Origin of the sequence: Sinorhizobium kostiense (assembly GCF_017874595.1) — a bacterium.
Classification (GTDB): Bacteria; Pseudomonadota; Alphaproteobacteria; order Rhizobiales; family Rhizobiaceae; genus Sinorhizobium; species Sinorhizobium kostiense.
In genome coordinates this window covers 282659-297099 of record NZ_JAGILA010000005.1, presented here as the reverse complement: position 1 = coordinate 297099, position 14441 = coordinate 282659, and the positions used below count along the sequence as shown (strand labels likewise).

The following is a 14441-nucleotide window of genomic DNA, read 5'->3' as shown; positions in this document are numbered from 1 at the left end:
CTATGCGACCAGCAGCCCCGAGGTGGCAAGCGCCTGGTTGGAATAGCGTCGGTCGCCGGTGATCTCGCGCCCGAGCCAGGACGGCAAGGAAGGCAGGTCTGTCTCCCGCTTCATTTCCACTTCGGCGACGACGAGCCCCTCAAGCGCGCCCTCGTAAATGTCGATCTCCCAGGTGAAGCCTTTATGCGGCACGCGAAAGCGCCGCTTCTCGATAACGATGCCTACCGCCTGGGTCAGGAGCTCGCGGGCGTCATCCATCGGAAGGTCATATTCGTACTCGTTGCGAACGAGTGACGATTTGCCGATCTTTATGGTGAGGCGCGCCCATTTGTTGCCGTGGATGCGGACGCGAACCGAACGATCCTCCATGGTCACGATATAGGCCTGCCTGAGCCTGATGCCCTTATCGGCATGTTGCCGCCAGGCGTCTGAAGCAACGAGGAACTTGCGCTCAATCTCCTTCGCCATGGAATCCTGCCATCTCGAGAGGTCGACTACCGGCAGAGACTAACGTTAAATTGCTCATGCTCAAGCCCATGTCGTTGGGTCCGATAATATTTTGCCGTCTGCTGTTATGCGACGGATTGGAGCAGCGCCTTTCGGGCTCGACAATGACAGGCGGGCGGAGTATGCGAAGGGCAACATTCAATCGTTTTAAAAGGGACGGCAAGCATGAGCGTGAAGACCGACAAGCTTCTTTCCATCCTCAAGCTGCAACCAGTGGTGCCGGTGCTGATGATCGATGATGCAGCGACCGCCGTACTGCTCGCGCGGGCACTGGTTGCCGGCGGCCTCAACGCGATCGAGATCACGCTACGTACCCCGGCAGCGCTCGAGGCGATCCGCGCGGTAGCAGACGAGGTCGAAGGCGCGGTTGCTGGGGCAGGCACGATCCTCAACGCAGCTCAGTTCGAAGCGGCCATAGAGGCAGGATCGCAATTCATCGTCAGCCCCGGCACGACCCAGGAACTGATCGACGTCGCCAATGAGCACGAGGTGCCGCTGCTGCCTGGGGCGGCAACGGCGAGCGAAGTGATGGGCCTGCGCGAGGAAGGCTATGAGGTGATGAAGTTCTTCCCGGCCGAGCAGGCCGGCGGCGCTGCCTATCTGAAGGCGCTCTCATCGCCGCTTGCGGGATCCCTGTTCTGCCCGACCGGCGGTATTTCGCTCGCCAACGCCCGCGACTATCTCTCTTTGCCGAACGTCGTCTGCGTCGGGGGCTCCTGGGTGGCGCCGAAGGAACTCGTCGCCAAGGGGGACTGGGCAGGCATCACCAAGCTCGCCGCGGAGGCGGCCGCGCTGAAGGCTTGAGGCAAAGTTCTCTCGAGAAAGGCCGGGTCGTCAGGCCTTTTTTCGTCTCTGCGTCGCGTTTGTATTTCGCCGGCAAGGTTCCTATGTCTCTGTTCGCCGACAGCAGCGGGATGGAAGACGTCAGAAGCGTCCCTGTGGCCCGCCAAACCGACAAGGAGCGAAGCCGATGTTCGACGCAAAGAAATTGCTGGATCAGTTTCTGGGATCGCAGGTGCCCGGTGCTGGCGGCTCGGTTCGCGACCGCGCAGACCAGGTGACGAAACTCGCCAAGGACAATCCCTTGGCAACGGGCGCGATCGCGGCCGTCCTCCTTGGCAGCAAGTCCGGCCGCAAGCTGGCCGGCAATGCGGCGGTTCTCGGCGGCCTGGCGGCGATCGCCGGCCTCGGCTACCAGGCCTACAAGAAATATCAGGCGGGCCAGGCGCCCGCGGCCGAGCCCGCGACCTCGGCGCCGGCCCAGTTGCCGGCACCTCCAGCCAATTCCGGTTTCGCTGCCCCGGAGGCCATGAGCGACGATTTCGCGCTCGTGCTCGTCCGTGCGATGATCGCGGCGGCGCGGGCCGACGGCCATATCGATGAGTCCGAGCGTCGCCATATCATGGACAAGCTCGCCGTCTCTGGACTGTCGGCAGATGCCACCGCCTTCCTCGAAACCGAACTCGCGAACCCCACGGATCTCGACGCGATCATCGCCGCAGGCAAAACTGAAGAGGAGCGGGTCGAAATCTACACGGCCTCGCGTTTGGCAATCGAGCCGGAAAGTCGCGCTGAACGCGGCTATCTCGACCTTCTTGCCGGCCGACTTGGTCTTGCAGATGCGCTCGTCGACCATATCGAGGCGACCGTTTCTGCAGCGAAGGTCCCGGCCTGACGGCAGCGATCGCGCAAAGGACGGTTCCAGGAGCGACCTGGCACCATCCTGCGCTGATCGGATGCATCACGAGTTTTAATTTGTCCTCGGCCGACTTCCGTCCTATTGCGAGGCAAACGTCAGCGCGGGGTGAGAAAAAGCGTGCGCGGTTTTCCGCCAGCATCCCGCGTCATCTTCTTAGAATCGATCACAACGTGATCTGCGCGCGGAGAACTCGATGCGTGACCTTGCCAATTGGACGGGCTGCCCGGTGCCGCAACCGGTACTGATCGAGGGGCGCTACGTGCGCCTGGAGCCTTATGAGCGAAAGGTTCATCTCGAGGCGCTCTGGAATGACGCCTTTGGCGGCATGGCGATCAATCCTCTGCTCAAATATTTCACCCAGGACGACTTTTCCGGCATCGAGGACTTCGATGCCTGGCTCTCCGCGGTGGCGGCGAAGTCCGGCTGGATTACCGAGGTATTTCGCGACAGGGCAACGGGCAATATCACCGGCATGGCAAACTACATGCGTGCCGATCCGGCCAACGGCGTCGTGGAGGTCGGCGGGGTGGCGCACGGTCCGGCAATGGCACGTTCGCCGCTCTCGACGGAAGCCCATTACCTGATGGCGCGGCACGTGTTCGAAGATCTCGGCTATCGGCGTTACGAATGGAAATGCCACAGCGAGAACCAACCGAGCCGCAGCGCGGCATTGCGGCTCGGCTTCACCTTCGAAGGCATTTTCCGTCAACACATGATTTCGAAGCACGCCAACCGTGATACGGCCTGGTATTCCATGATCGACCGAGAATGGCCGCTTCTCAAGACCGCTTTCGAAACCTGGCTTTCGCCGGAGAACTTCGATAGCGAAGGGCGCCAGAAGCGGCGCCTGGAAGACGTCCGGGCAGAATATGCGGCAAAGGAGCAAGCGTGAATACGCCCGAGAAGAAGGAAAAAACCCCCGCCATCGCGGCGGCGATCATCCTGGCCGCGGTCGCTTTCGGCTTTCTCGCCTTGCCGTCGATCATGCTCTGGCTCGGCGAAGTTTCGCCCTGGCTCGCAGCCGGCTTCGGTACTCTCTTCGTGCTCGGCTTCTTCCTGATCTTCTGGCTGCGCGCCCGCCATCAGCGCCGCCGCGGGCGGTGAGTTGCGCTTAATTCTCATCGATTGGGCACACCCCCTTCTCCCCGCCTGCGGGGAGAAGGTCGCGGCAGGGGGATGAGGGGGCTGCCTCGGCGGATATGTATCCCGCGTCAACCCTGCAGGGCAGCACCCAACAGAACAAGCCCTAAAACCAGAACCAGCAGCGCGCCGGCGATCTCGATGGCGTTGGAGATGCGCGCCGCCGCCGAGTGGGTCGAGGCGTAGCGGACCGCAATGCCCTTGGCGGTGACGGCCATGGTGGCGAGGACAGAGACGGTGATGGCGGTGCCGATCGACATGGCAAAGACCGACAGAACGCCCCCGAGATAGAGACCGTTCAGGAGCGCGAAGGAAAGCACGATCAGCGCGCCTGAGCAGGGGCGCAAGCCCACGGCGACGATCGCCGACCAGGCTTCGGTGAGGGCGAAGCGGTCGCCCTTCAGCATTTGCGGATCGGGGGCATGGGCGTGTCCGCAGGTTGCGCAGACTTCGCCGTGGCCATGCGTGTGGTCATGGACATGATGGTGGCGATGATCATGGCGATGCTGACCGTGGTCATGCCCCGCATGTGCATGGGCGTCGGCAGGCGCCGGCCGGGCCATCGAGCGCAGCTTGCGGAACATCAACCAGCCGCCGAAAGCAGCGATCAGCGCATAGCTTGCGACTTCGAGCGAATGGGTCGCACGCGTCATGTTGATCGACGAGCCGCGCAACAGGAGATAGACGGCGCCGATCAGCAGGATGGCGACGACGCCCTGCAGCATCGAGGAGAGAAAGGAAAGGAGTACGCCGCGCCTGAGCTCCGTCTCGTTGGCGATCATGTAGGAGGATATGACGGCCTTGCCATGGCCCGGGCCGGCCGCATGGAAGACGCCGTAGGCGAAGGAGAGGCCGATCAGCGACCAGAGCTGCCATGGGTTTTCGCGCATGTCCTTCAGCGCCCCCGTCAGCAGGCGATAGAAGTTCTGCTGCTCCATATTCACCCAGGCGAGCAAGCCGCCGAACATCCCGGTCGTCTGGAAGGAAGGCTCGGCAGAGCCGATGCCGAGCGGCGATCGGGCCATGGCCGTGGTCACGCAAATGGCCGTCAAAAAAAGCGCGGCCAAAAGCGGACTGCCGATCCTGCGGACGTTCAGCATGTGATCTCGATCCTGGTCGCGAACAGTTTCGACATGTCGGTGCCCGTCGGGTCGCTCCAGAACGCGTCCGTAAGGGTGTCCTTGTTCTCGGCGAGCACTTCATCCGGGTCCGGCCGTACCACCTGACGTTTGCAGGCTTCGATCTTCTCACCGACGACCGCGAGATCGTCGTCCGTCGCAAAATCCATCGCCGTGTACATGGTCGGATCATAGACCCCGAAGGAAAGCTTCCCCTTGAGCGGCATCGCTTCTGCGGGCTTGACAGCGAACATCATCAAGAGCTGGTTGTCCTTGTAGTCGACCGTGATGCCGGCGGGTCGGTTCACTTTCACCGATTTCCCATTGTCGAGTATGGTCGTGTAGTAATTGTACTCCGCGAGCGATTCGAGCACCGTCTGGCCGACTTCCTTCAGTTCTTCCGGATCGAGGGTAGCGTTCGAGTTCTTGTCGAAGTCGAGCACCACGCTTGCCGAGAACATCTCGTCGAAACGCCAGACGTTGCGCAACTCGCCGATGCCGCCCGTTTCGTCGGAAACGATCTCGAGCCGCGCTTCGGCGAAGATGTGCGGATGGGCACTAGCCAGCGTGGGCGCAAGGAGCGTCGCAAGGCCGGCCATGACGAGGCGTTTTGTTTGCATCGGGTGGAATCCTTTCGGCCGAAACCGTACGAATCGCCACCGAATGTATCGCAAATGGGACGGAATTGGGACGCGGGCGCCGTCTTCACCGCGCGCAACAGGTGCGTTCGGCTTCATCAGTTGCGGAACCAGCCATGCAGGAAATCGACGAATGAACGGACCTTCGCCGGCAGGTATCGCCGGTGCGGGTAAATTGCGTAGATGCCGCGGTCCTTCGGCAGGAACTCCTCGAACAGGGTGACTAGTTCGCCGCTCGCGATCTTCGGCCGGGCGATGAAGTCCGGCACGGGTGCAACTCCGAGGCCGGCCACCGCCGCGCGCACAGAGGCGAGCGGGCTGTTGACTTCGATCGGACCGCTTACCGGAACGGTGAAGGGCGAACCGTCCACCTCGATGAAACGCCAGTTCGAGTAGGAGCGGCCGTTGGTGTCGAGAATGCAGGCGGCCTTCGAAAGCTCGCTCGGATGGTTGAGCGGGCCATTCCTAGCCATGAATTCGGGCGAGGCGCAGACGAGGATTTGAAAATCGTCGAGCTTGCGCGCGATGAGCGTCGAATCCTCGAGACGGGTGATGCGAATTGCGACGTCGAAACCCTCCTCGACGAGATCGACGAAACGGTCGTCGCAGACGATCTCGAGCGACAGTTCCGGATGCTGCTTGCCGAAATCGATCAGCGATTGGCCAATCTCCGCATCGACGAAAGTCCTCGGCACGGTGATTCGGAGGCGCCCGCGCAGGTCGGCATTGTTGGCGCGCACGAGATCGGCGAGGTTATCGATCTCCCTCAGGATCTCGGACGCGGTGCGATAATAGGTGTGGCCGGCTTCGGTCAGCGAGAATTGCCGCGTCGTACGATTGAGGAGGAGAGCCCCGAGTTCGTCCTCGAGTTCACGGACATATTTCGACAGCAGCGCCTTGGACTTGCCGACCCGCCGGGCTGCGGCCGAGAAACCCTCCGCGTCCACGACGTCGATAAAGGCGCGGATGCGAGTCAGGGTGTCCATGGCTAGTCGTTCCTATCCTTCTTCGCGGGCGGTGAGTAAGAGGCGCCTGTTTCTGGCGTCCTGCGGTGCACGCCGACAGCGGGAAAATCGTTCATTCAAGGTGAACACTGACGCAGTTGTCCGGTCCAGAAAAAATTACCGGGCAGGCGGAAAAAGCTCTTGATTACGACAGTGATTTTTCTTACCTACGCCCTTGCCCAAAGTCGCACGTGCCTGTGGGTGTCCGCCGACCCTCGATTAGGTGAGGATCTCGGTAAGGTACCTGGAACTAACCCCTCCAGTCGCTATTCCGGCCAACCGGGAAATGCGAGGACATCTTGAAGCAACGACGGTGCGGGCCTTTCTGGTGTCTGCCGGCTCTCCAACAGCCGGGGTTACTGAAGAGGCACACCTTCATTGCCGGAAGTGCGGTTGGGATATTCCCTCCAATCCATGGCAGACAAAGCCGAGTCTTAGCCTTCACGGGCTTCGATTCACCGTATCGCGCATAGAGCGCATGCATGGTTCCGGGGTCTCCACCGGCTGGTGCCAGTGCAAGCGCGTATGCCCTTTGTCCTCCACAGCTGTGGAGTTTAATGGATTAGGGGAATACAGCCATGACCACGGCACGCATCATCGACTTTCTCAACACCCGGCGTCCGGAAGGCCCTTGCCTCGTCGTCGACCTTGACGTCGTGCGCGATAACTTCAAGGCATTCCGCCACGCTCTGCCGGACAGCGCGATCTATTACGCCGTGAAGGCAAACCCGGCGCCGGAAATCCTGCGCCTGCTGGCCGGTCTCGGCTCCAATTTCGATTGCGCGTCCGTCGCCGAAATCGAAATGGCCCTTGATGCCGGCGCGACCCCCGCCCGCATCTCCTATGGGAACACGATAAAGAAGGAGCGGGACGTCGCTCGCGCGCATTCGCTGGGTATTGATCTTTTCGCGGTCGACAGCCACGAAGAGGTCGAGAAGATCGCACACGCCGCTCCGGGCGCCCGTGTCTTCTGCCGCGTGCTGACGGATGGCGAAGGAGCGGAATGGCCGCTGTCGCGCAAGTTCGGCTGCGTGCCGCAGATGGCCGTCGACGTGCTCGTCTATGCCCATCAGCTCGGCCTCGTCTCCTACGGCGTGTCGTTCCATGTCGGTTCGCAGATGACAAAGCTCGATGCCTGGGACTCGGCGCTTGCCGATGCCAAGCGCGTCTTCGTGCAGCTTGCCAAGCAGGGCATCGAGCTCAAGATGGTCAATATGGGCGGTGGCTTCCCGACGAAGTACCTCAGGGACGTCCCGTCGGCCGAAGCCTATGGCCAGGCGATCTTCGGTGCGCTGAAGAAGCACTTCGGCAACAACATTCCGGAGACCATCATCGAGCCGGGCCGCGGCATGGTCGGCAATGCGGGCGTGATCAAGGCGGAAGTTGTTCTCGTCTCGAAGAAATCGGACAACGACAGCCATCGCTGGGTCTTCCTGGACATCGGCAAGTTCGGCGGTCTCGCCGAAACGATGGACGAGGCGATCCGCTATCCGATCCGCACGGCGCGCGACGACGACGCGATGGAGCCTTGCGTGCTCGCCGGTCCGACCTGCGATTCGGCCGACGTGCTCTACGAAAAGAACATGTATCCGCTTCCGATCTCGCTGACGATCGGCGACGAGGTTCTGATCGAGGGCACCGGCGCCTACACCACCACCTACTCGGCCGTCGCCTTTAATGGCTTCGAGCCGTTGAAGGCTTACGTGATCTGATCCGGCTCGCTCCCGCCTCCAAAGCGGGAGCGGCCACTTCACAACTCTCTTCGGTCCGCCTGAAGCGGTTTTGATGACGGGAGGCCCCGATGGCCGCTGTTGTTGACACCCTGCGCGCGTTCTTCGCGCCGTCCACCTTTGTGATTGATTCGGAAAATCCGGGCGACGTCGTCGCGCGCGAGAACCTCCTCGACCGGGCGATGGGTCCCGGCCGCCGCAGGAAGTCGTCAGAAAAGCTGCGGCGCGGTCGCCTGCCGGCCGAAGGGCTCGGCCTCGTGGCGCGTGACCTCGACGGCCATGTGATTGGCACCGTCCGCCTCTGGAATGTCGAGGCCGGCGTCGACCGCGAAGGGCAGGCGGTGCCTGCGCTGCTTCTCGGCCCGCTGGCCGTCGATCCGGCGCATGAGGGGAAGGGTATCGGCGGCATGCTGATGCGCGCGGCGATAGAGGAGGCGAAGAAGCGCGGCCACGGTGCAATCCTGCTGGTCGGCGACGCGCCCTATTACGAGCGCTTCGGGTTCTTCGCCGAGCGCGCGCAGCATCTCGTCATGCCCGGTCCTTTCGAGCGGAGCCGTTTCCTGGCTCTTGAGCTTAAGGAAGGTTGGCTCGACGGTGCGGCCGGTATGCTTGTCGCGAGCGGCCGCAAGCTCTCGCTGCCGCCCGTCAAGCGCGCCGCCTGACGCTCTCTCGTCTCTCACCCTGCGGAGGCGATCATCAACGGTGCTCCTGTGTCTGGTCAGGCGCAGGAGCGCCGTTTCCAACTTTGGTCGCCGTTCACGAGGCAGCGCGCCGATAGAGGGCCAGCGATCCGGCAAGAGCCAGCAATGCGCCGCCGCACATCCGGTCGAGCCAGACGGCGCCGGAGTGTTTCAGGAATCGGACGGCTTGCGAACCGGCAAGGGCGTAGCCGAACATCACCAGGAAATCGATCGAGGCGAAGACGAAGGCAAGCACGGCATATTGCGGGATCTGCGGCATTCCGGGATCGATGAACTGCGGCAGGAAGGCTGAAAAGAAGAGATAGCCTTTGGGATTGGTCACGGCGACCAGGAAGCTCTTCAGGAAAATCGCGCGCGGCGTGCTCGCCGATACGTCCTCTGTCGCGGCCCCAACATTGAGCGAGCCTTTGGAGCGCAGCAACATCACCCCCAGGAAAGCGAGATAGGCGGCGCCCAGCCACTTGACCGCTGTGAACCAGAATTCGGAGGTGGCGAGCACCGCGCCAAGCCCAAGCGCCACGGCGCCGATCAACACGAAATCGGAGAAAACGGCGCCGAGCATGCCAGCCGCCGCGCGCTTTACGCCATAGCGCGAACCGTTGGTGAGGGCGAGAAGCACGGTCGGTCCGGGTGTCGCGATGCCGATAAAGGCGACCAGTGCGAATGCGAAAAGGGTGATGTCGTCCATCACGTCCTCCCTTCAATCGCCGAGTCGTCTCACAGCTTTGACTTGCATGCAAGCGCCGGTGCCCCTTCGATAGTCTCGGTGGCTCCGCCGCATCATGCCGGCACCTTCCTCCCGCAGGCGCCCGCAGGCGGGGAGAAGGTAATCGCAGCTTAGCCTTCACGCGCCAGGCTCTGCCATTCGGTTCAATTGCCGAGGCGGATTGCTGGCACGTCCCCTCGCTCCGCTTGCGGGGAGAGGGTCAGGGTGAGGGGCTTTTAGCGCCGACGCGAACCGCCATCGCAGCAGCGACAGAAGGGCTATCCCCCAATATCCACCACCCCACAGTCACCCGCCGCCGAACCGAAGGCGAGCTGGCGGCCGGTCTTGTTCCAGGCCATTGCGGTGATCGCGCCCTTGCCGGGGCGGCGCAGTAGAACTTCCTTGCTGTCGGCAAAGCGTGCGGCGATGATCATGCCGTCCTCATAGCCGATTGCGACGATGTCCTCTGCCGGATGACAGGCGACCGCCGTCACCATGGTGTTGCCGCGAGTCCCGAGCTCGAGCGGCGCCTTGCCCATCGGGCCCTCCTTGCCCTGGAAGGGCCAGACGATCGCCGCCGGCGCACCGGACGAGGCGAGCCACTTGCCCTTGGCGGACCAGGAGAGCGATTTGACCTTGGCCGGATAGCCGGTCATGCGCATGTGTCGTGTCTCGGCGCCGGGCTTGGCGTCGAGCTTCCAGCCGTGAAGCGCGTTTTCCTGCATCGTGGTGACGACGAAATGTCCGTCCGGGGAGAAAGTGACGTCCGTATGGGCGCCCTTCCATTCGAGATCCACGGGGCTTCCTGCCATCGCCACCCAATGGAGCGATACGCCGTTATAGCGCGCGACCGCGATGCGCAGTCCCTTCGGAGCAAAGGCAATGCCCTCGATGGTGCGCTCTTCTTTAAATTCCTTAGTCGTCCCGTCGGCAAGGCGGACGAAGGCGGTCTTGCCATAGGCATAGGCCACCGCCCCTTGCGGACCGGCCGCAACCTCCGAAATCCACTTGCGCGAGGTCTCGGCGACGAGGGTCGCCGCCCCGTCGGCCGATATGCGCATCACCTTGCCGTCCTCGCCGCCAGTCAGGAGCGTGTCGCTCGCTTCGTCATAGGCGAGCGAGAGCAGTCCGTCGTGGGCTTCGGTCGTCTTGTGACCGTGGTCGAGTCGGTGAACGGTGCCGGCGGCCCCGGCGAAGAAGGGGACGTCCTTCAGAAAGGCCACGCCGACGACATGGCCTTCGAGATCGAGCGGAGCGACGGTCGGCATCAGTGGGCTCGTTTTCCTTATTCTTTGTTTCAGCGTCTCATCCGAAAGTCGGTGACACGTTCAGTCACGCCTGGGCTTCGCATGCCTTGAACGTGCGCTCCAGCTTCTCGCGGTCGAGATCGCGGCCGATGAAGACGAGGCGAGTCTCGCGCTTCTCACCCTTCTTCCAGGGGCGTTGGTGGTCGCCCTCGATGATCATGTGCACGCCCTGGACCACATAGCGCTCGGCGTCGCCGGCGAAGGCGATGATGCCCTTGAGGCGCAGGATGTTCGGGCCGTCCGTCTGGGTGATCCTCTGTATCCAGGGAAAGAAGCGCTCCGGATTCATCTCGCCGCCGCGCAGCGAGATCGACTGCACCGTCACGTCATGGATCGGCGAAGGCCCATGATCGTGGTGATGGTGGTGACCGTGGTCGTGATGATGATCATGATCGTGATCATGGTGGTGGTGATCGTGATCACAGTCGGGGCCGCAGACATGTTCGTCGTGCTGCTCCTGATCGAGGAAGTGGGGGTCGTTCTCCAGCGCCTTTTCGAGGTTGAAGGCCCCCTGGTCGAGCACCCTGGTCAGGTCGATCTCCGAGCGTTGTGTCCGGTAGATGCGGGCGGACGGATTGATCACGCGCACCGTCGCCTCGATTCGGTCGAGTTCCTCGGGCGTCACAAGGTCCGTCTTGTTGAGCAGCACGACATCGGCAAAGGCGATCTGGTCTTCCGCCTCTCGGCTGTCCTTGAGCCTGAGCGGCAGATGCTTGGCATCGACCAGCGCGACGACCGCGTCGAGTTCGGTCTTGGCGCGAACGTCGTCGTCCATGAAAAAGGTCTGGGCAACGGGCACAGGATCGGCAAGGCCGGTCGTCTCGACGATGATCGCGTCGAAGCGGCCGGGGCGCCGCATCAGACCTTCGACGACACGGATCAGGTCGCCGCGCACGGTGCAGCAGACGCAACCGTTGTTCATCTCGTAGATTTCCTCATCGGACTCGACGATCAGGTCGTTGTCGATGCCGATCTCGCCGAATTCGTTGACGATCACTGCATAGCGGCGGCCATGGTTCTCGCTGAGGATGCGGTTGAGGAGCGTCGTCTTGCCGGCGCCGAGATAGCCGGTGAGCACGGTGACGGGAATCGGCTTCTGCGTCGATGTTTCGGTCATGGGAGCCTCGAGGATTGGCGATGCGCCGCAGGCATCTTAACGTTGGCGTCTCATATAGGAGATGACGGTGCGAAGCGCAAATGCGCCGGCTGCGCTTCCTCCGCTTCGGATCAGCGCGGAATGAGGGAAATTGCAAGCGGCTTTCCGCCCCGATCCGACCCAGGCTACTTAGGATCGGCCGGTATGGCCTAGGTAAAATCTCCAAGGTCGAAGGCATTCACGTCCTCGAGCAATTCGACGATGCCGCTTACCACATGGGTGAGCAGGGCTTCGCCGCGCTCGGCGGTGGCGACGGCGGCATTGCCGGCGACACCTTGTGGATTGATATCGGACATCTTCCAGCCGAACGCATGCGGACCGTAGGCACGCAGATGCTTGAAGCGGTCGGCAAATTCGCTCTGGCGGGAAAGGAAGTGCCCCGCCTTTGCCATATTCACCCTTTCCGGGCAAAGGGCGAGCATTACCGAGGTCTCTATGTCCCCGCCATGGATGTCGATCGCCTTGTCCTCTCCATTCATCCAGCCTTCCGGCTGACCGAAGCGGGTCCAACTCGTTGCGACGGCAAGCATGCGGAAGCGCACGCGCGCTTCCGTCGCGACGATCGTCATCAGCGGAGAATTGCCGCCATGGGCGTTCAGCAGCACAAATTTGCGGATACCGCGCTGGGAGAGGTCTTCGGCGATGCCGAGCCAGCGCGCGATCGCCTCGTCATAGGCTAGTGTGCGGGTGCCTGCGACTTCCATATGTTCGATCGAGTAGCCGACCGGCTCAACCGGCAGGAAGGTCGCGGGCAGCCCCTCGGGAAGAGCCGCTATGACGCGCTCGACGATGCCTTCGGCGATCAGCCGATCGGTTTCGAAGGGCAGATGGGGCCCGTGCTGCTCATGCGCGCCGAGCGGCAGGACGGCGATCCAGTCCCGTCGCAGAGAGGATGCCAGATCGGCGGGATTTTCCTCCCAACGGGGCTTCGGCATCGGCATTTCTCTTCGGACCTCCGCGTCGATTGTCTCAAAATTGTTATTTGAGTCATACACTTCGTAATCGCAAGTACTATTATTATAAGTCAGTGTGAGGGATTCGGCGGAGGTTCAATGGGTAAGAAGAGCAAAGCCGAAAAGAAGGCCAAGAACGGCAGGAAAAAGGAGGAATTCACCGCCGAACCGCACGAGCAGGAGCTTGCTTCGTTGCTCGTCCAGGCTGCACGCTCTATGCGAACCGTGCTTTCCCGAAATCTTGTCGAGAGCGGCCTCTATGCCGGACAGGACGGCGTTATGCTCGCCCTTGCCGAGACGGACGGCCTGACGGCCGGGGCGCTTGCCGCCAAGCTTGGCGTCAAGGCACCGACGATGACGCGTACCATCGGCCGCATGGAAGCGCAGGGGTTCCTCGAACGCCGACCGGACGAGGACGACGCGCGGCTGACCAAGGTCTACCTCACCGCTCCCGGGCGCGACCGGCTGCAGACGATTGCCGAAGCCGGCCAGCATTCGGAGAAACTTGCCACCCGCGGCCTGACCGAAAAGCAAGTGCGTACCCTCATGAAACTCTTGCGCGTGGTCGACAGCAACCTGCAGGCGGCGCGTGCCGCAGATTAAGTGCGCACTTCTCGATTGCAGCGACGATTTAAACAGTTTAAACAAGATTTAAATCCGAGGGCGCAAGGCGCTGCGAAAAGCATCAATGGCACGGGGGGTATTGTGGCGCAAAAGGTCAAGCTTTCGACAATAGCGGAAACACTCGGCCTTTCGACGGCGACAGTATCCCTGGCATTGCGAGATAGCCCGCTGGTGGCGACCACCACCCGCGAAAAGATCAAGGAGCAGGCACGGGCGCTCGGCTATATCTATAATCGTCGGGCGGCAAGCCTCAGGACGTCCCGCTCGGGCATCGTCGGCGTCGTCGTGCACGACATCATGAACCCTTTTTACGGCGAGATCCTGAAGGCGATCGAGGCGGAACTCGATCGCGACAAGCAGACTTTCATCCTTTCCAACCATTACGATTCCGTCGAGAAGCAGCGCGATTTCATCGAGACGCTGCTGCAGCTTGGTGGCGACGGCGTGATCATGTCGCCGGCGATCGGCACGCCGCCGGAAGATATCCAGCTCGCCGAGGACAATGGCATGCCCGCGATCCTGATCGCGCGCTCCATCGACGGGCTGGATGTGCCTATCTTCCGCGGTGACGACGCCTATGGCATCGCCCTTGCGACCAATCATCTGATCGGCCTCGGCCACCGCTGCATCGCCATGGTCGGCGGCACCGACCAGACTTCGACCGGACGCGATCGTTACCAGGGCTATGTCAATGCGCTGCGCAAGGCGAATATCGAGGTCGACCCGGACCTGCGCATTCCGGGGCCGCGCTCGAAGCAGGGAGGCTTCGAAGCCGCGGTTCACCTTCTTTCGTTGCCGCAAAAGCCGACGGCCGTCGTCTGCTGGAACGACCTCGTGGCGATCGGCATGATGAACGGCATTGCCCGTGCAGGCCTCGTGCCAGGCGTCGATATTTCTGTGACCGGCTACGACGATCTCGAGGAGGCGTCGATTGCGACGCCTGCGCTGACGACCGTGTGGAACGGCCAGGCCGAGGTGGGCCGCAGCGCGGCGCGCGCTCTTTTGGACAAGCTCTCCGGCAGTCACGAGCCGGACGGGATCCACCTGATAAAGCCGGAAATGCGCATCCGCCAGTCGACCGGTCCTCTCCGCGTCATCGCTTGATCCCGGTCGCTCTACTGCATGTCTCCAGGATGCGGCGCATCTCGCACCGTCGCT

General features: G+C 62.3%; 16 protein-coding genes. 8 read left to right on the top strand and 8 right to left on the bottom strand.

Features of this window, described 5'->3' with window-relative positions:
• Positions 1-468, bottom strand: coding sequence for a CYTH domain-containing protein (locus J2Z31_RS19255; protein WP_209603512.1), 468 nt, complete (start codon positions 466-468; stop codon positions 1-3).
• 204 nt (positions 469-672) lie between these two features.
• On the opposite strand from J2Z31_RS19255, the gene J2Z31_RS19250 reads away from it, so the two are divergent.
• The 4 genes from J2Z31_RS19250 (at position 673) to J2Z31_RS19235 (ending at position 3310) form a co-directional block, all read left to right on the top strand.
• Positions 673-1311, top strand: a complete 639-nt coding sequence (locus J2Z31_RS19250; RefSeq protein WP_209603510.1) for a 2-dehydro-3-deoxy-phosphogluconate aldolase — start codon at positions 673-675, stop codon at positions 1309-1311.
• Positions 1312-1477: 166 nt separating this feature from the next.
• Positions 1478-2182: a tellurite resistance TerB family protein gene (locus tag J2Z31_RS19245; protein WP_209603508.1), complete on the top strand. Its 705-nt coding sequence runs from the start codon at positions 1478-1480 to the stop codon at positions 2180-2182.
• 217 nt (positions 2183-2399) lie between these two features.
• Positions 2400-3098 (top strand): GNAT family N-acetyltransferase, encoded by a 699-nt coding sequence (locus tag J2Z31_RS19240; RefSeq protein ID WP_209603506.1) that lies wholly within the window; start codon positions 2400-2402, stop codon positions 3096-3098.
• Entirely contained in the window at positions 3095-3310 is a 216-nt protein-coding gene (locus tag J2Z31_RS19235) for a hypothetical protein (protein WP_209603504.1), read from the top strand. Before J2Z31_RS19240 ends, J2Z31_RS19235 begins: the two co-directional genes overlap by 4 nt.
• Before the next feature lie 107 nt (positions 3311-3417).
• On the opposite strand, the gene J2Z31_RS19230 is transcribed toward J2Z31_RS19235, so the two are convergent.
• The 3 genes from J2Z31_RS19230 to J2Z31_RS19220 form a co-directional block, all read right to left on the bottom strand.
• Positions 3418-4446, bottom strand: coding sequence for a nickel/cobalt transporter (locus tag J2Z31_RS19230; protein WP_209603502.1), 1029 nt, complete (start codon positions 4444-4446; stop codon positions 3418-3420).
• A complete protein-coding gene (locus tag J2Z31_RS19225; RefSeq protein ID WP_209603500.1) occupies positions 4440-5084 on the bottom strand; it encodes a DUF1007 family protein in 645 nt (214 codons plus the stop codon). Before J2Z31_RS19225 ends, J2Z31_RS19230 begins: the two co-directional genes overlap by 7 nt.
• 116 nt (positions 5085-5200) lie before the next feature.
• On the bottom strand, positions 5201-6088 hold the full coding sequence (locus J2Z31_RS19220; RefSeq protein ID WP_209603498.1) for a LysR family transcriptional regulator: 888 nt from the start codon (positions 6086-6088) through the stop codon (positions 5201-5203).
• Between the two features lie 596 nt (positions 6089-6684).
• On the opposite strand from J2Z31_RS19220, the gene odc2 reads away from it, so the two are divergent.
• Positions 6685-7818 carry an ornithine/lysine decarboxylase gene (gene odc2 / locus J2Z31_RS19215; protein ID WP_209603496.1) on the top strand — a complete coding sequence of 378 codons (1134 nt, stop codon included), beginning with the start codon at positions 6685-6687 and terminating at the stop codon, positions 7816-7818.
• An 89-nt stretch (positions 7819-7907) separates the two neighbouring features.
• Positions 7908-8498 carry a GNAT family N-acetyltransferase gene (locus J2Z31_RS19210; protein ID WP_209603494.1) on the top strand — a complete coding sequence of 197 codons (591 nt, stop codon included), beginning with the start codon at positions 7908-7910 and terminating at the stop codon, positions 8496-8498.
• A 94-nt stretch (positions 8499-8592) separates the two neighbouring features.
• Here the strand turns inward: J2Z31_RS19210 and J2Z31_RS19205 are convergent, their stop codons facing one another.
• From J2Z31_RS19205 to J2Z31_RS19190, 4 genes are all read right to left on the bottom strand, one after another.
• Complete coding sequence (locus J2Z31_RS19205; RefSeq protein WP_209603492.1) at positions 8593-9225, bottom strand: LysE family translocator; 633 nt, start codon at positions 9223-9225, stop codon at positions 8593-8595.
• 296 nt (positions 9226-9521) lie between these two features.
• Positions 9522-10511 carry a WD40 repeat domain-containing protein gene (locus J2Z31_RS19200; RefSeq protein ID WP_209603490.1) on the bottom strand — a complete coding sequence of 330 codons (990 nt, stop codon included), beginning with the start codon at positions 10509-10511 and terminating at the stop codon, positions 9522-9524.
• Between the two features lie 64 nt (positions 10512-10575).
• The gene (locus J2Z31_RS19195) at positions 10576-11667 is read right to left on the bottom strand and encodes a CobW family GTP-binding protein (RefSeq protein ID WP_209603488.1); all 1092 of its coding nucleotides are present in this window, start codon (positions 11665-11667) and stop codon (positions 10576-10578) included.
• 188 nt (positions 11668-11855) lie between these two features.
• The gene (locus J2Z31_RS19190) at positions 11856-12647 is read right to left on the bottom strand and encodes a creatininase family protein (protein ID WP_209603486.1); all 792 of its coding nucleotides are present in this window, start codon (positions 12645-12647) and stop codon (positions 11856-11858) included.
• A gap of 111 nt (positions 12648-12758) precedes the next feature.
• On the opposite strand from J2Z31_RS19190, the gene J2Z31_RS19185 reads away from it, so the two are divergent.
• Both J2Z31_RS19185 and J2Z31_RS19180 read left to right on the top strand, forming a co-directional pair.
• A complete protein-coding gene (locus tag J2Z31_RS19185) occupies positions 12759-13262 on the top strand; it encodes a MarR family winged helix-turn-helix transcriptional regulator (protein WP_209603484.1) in 504 nt (167 codons plus the stop codon).
• 102 nt (positions 13263-13364) lie between these two features.
• On the top strand, positions 13365-14387 hold the full coding sequence (locus J2Z31_RS19180) for a LacI family DNA-binding transcriptional regulator (RefSeq protein ID WP_209603482.1): 1023 nt from the start codon (positions 13365-13367) through the stop codon (positions 14385-14387).
• Positions 14388-14441 lie beyond the last annotated feature (54 nt).

What these genes read in the sequence shown, in the direction of transcription:
- J2Z31_RS19255 (WP_209603512.1), bottom strand. Translation starts at nt 468, where the DNA reads ATGGCGAAGGAGATTGAGCGCAAGTTCCTCGTTGCTTCAGACGCCTGG.
- J2Z31_RS19250 (WP_209603510.1), top strand. Translation starts at nt 673, where the DNA reads ATGAGCGTGAAGACCGACAAGCTTCTTTCCATCCTCAAGCTGCAACCA.
- J2Z31_RS19245 (WP_209603508.1), top strand. Translation starts at nt 1,478, where the DNA reads ATGTTCGACGCAAAGAAATTGCTGGATCAGTTTCTGGGATCGCAGGTG.
- J2Z31_RS19240 (WP_209603506.1), top strand. Translation starts at nt 2,400, where the DNA reads ATGCGTGACCTTGCCAATTGGACGGGCTGCCCGGTGCCGCAACCGGTA.
- J2Z31_RS19230 (WP_209603502.1), bottom strand. Translation starts at nt 4,446, where the DNA reads ATGCTGAACGTCCGCAGGATCGGCAGTCCGCTTTTGGCCGCGCTTTTT.
- J2Z31_RS19225 (WP_209603500.1), bottom strand. Translation starts at nt 5,084, where the DNA reads ATGCAAACAAAACGCCTCGTCATGGCCGGCCTTGCGACGCTCCTTGCG.
- J2Z31_RS19220 (WP_209603498.1), bottom strand. Translation starts at nt 6,088, where the DNA reads ATGGACACCCTGACTCGCATCCGCGCCTTTATCGACGTCGTGGACGCG.
- odc2 (WP_209603496.1), top strand. Translation starts at nt 6,685, where the DNA reads ATGACCACGGCACGCATCATCGACTTTCTCAACACCCGGCGTCCGGAA.
- J2Z31_RS19210 (WP_209603494.1), top strand. Translation starts at nt 7,908, where the DNA reads ATGGCCGCTGTTGTTGACACCCTGCGCGCGTTCTTCGCGCCGTCCACC.
- J2Z31_RS19205 (WP_209603492.1), bottom strand. Translation starts at nt 9,225, where the DNA reads ATGGACGACATCACCCTTTTCGCATTCGCACTGGTCGCCTTTATCGGC.
- J2Z31_RS19200 (WP_209603490.1), bottom strand. Translation starts at nt 10,511, where the DNA reads ATGCCGACCGTCGCTCCGCTCGATCTCGAAGGCCATGTCGTCGGCGTG.
- J2Z31_RS19195 (WP_209603488.1), bottom strand. Translation starts at nt 11,667, where the DNA reads ATGACCGAAACATCGACGCAGAAGCCGATTCCCGTCACCGTGCTCACC.
- J2Z31_RS19190 (WP_209603486.1), bottom strand. Translation starts at nt 12,647, where the DNA reads ATGCCGATGCCGAAGCCCCGTTGGGAGGAAAATCCCGCCGATCTGGCA.
- J2Z31_RS19185 (WP_209603484.1), top strand. Translation starts at nt 12,759, where the DNA reads ATGGGTAAGAAGAGCAAAGCCGAAAAGAAGGCCAAGAACGGCAGGAAA.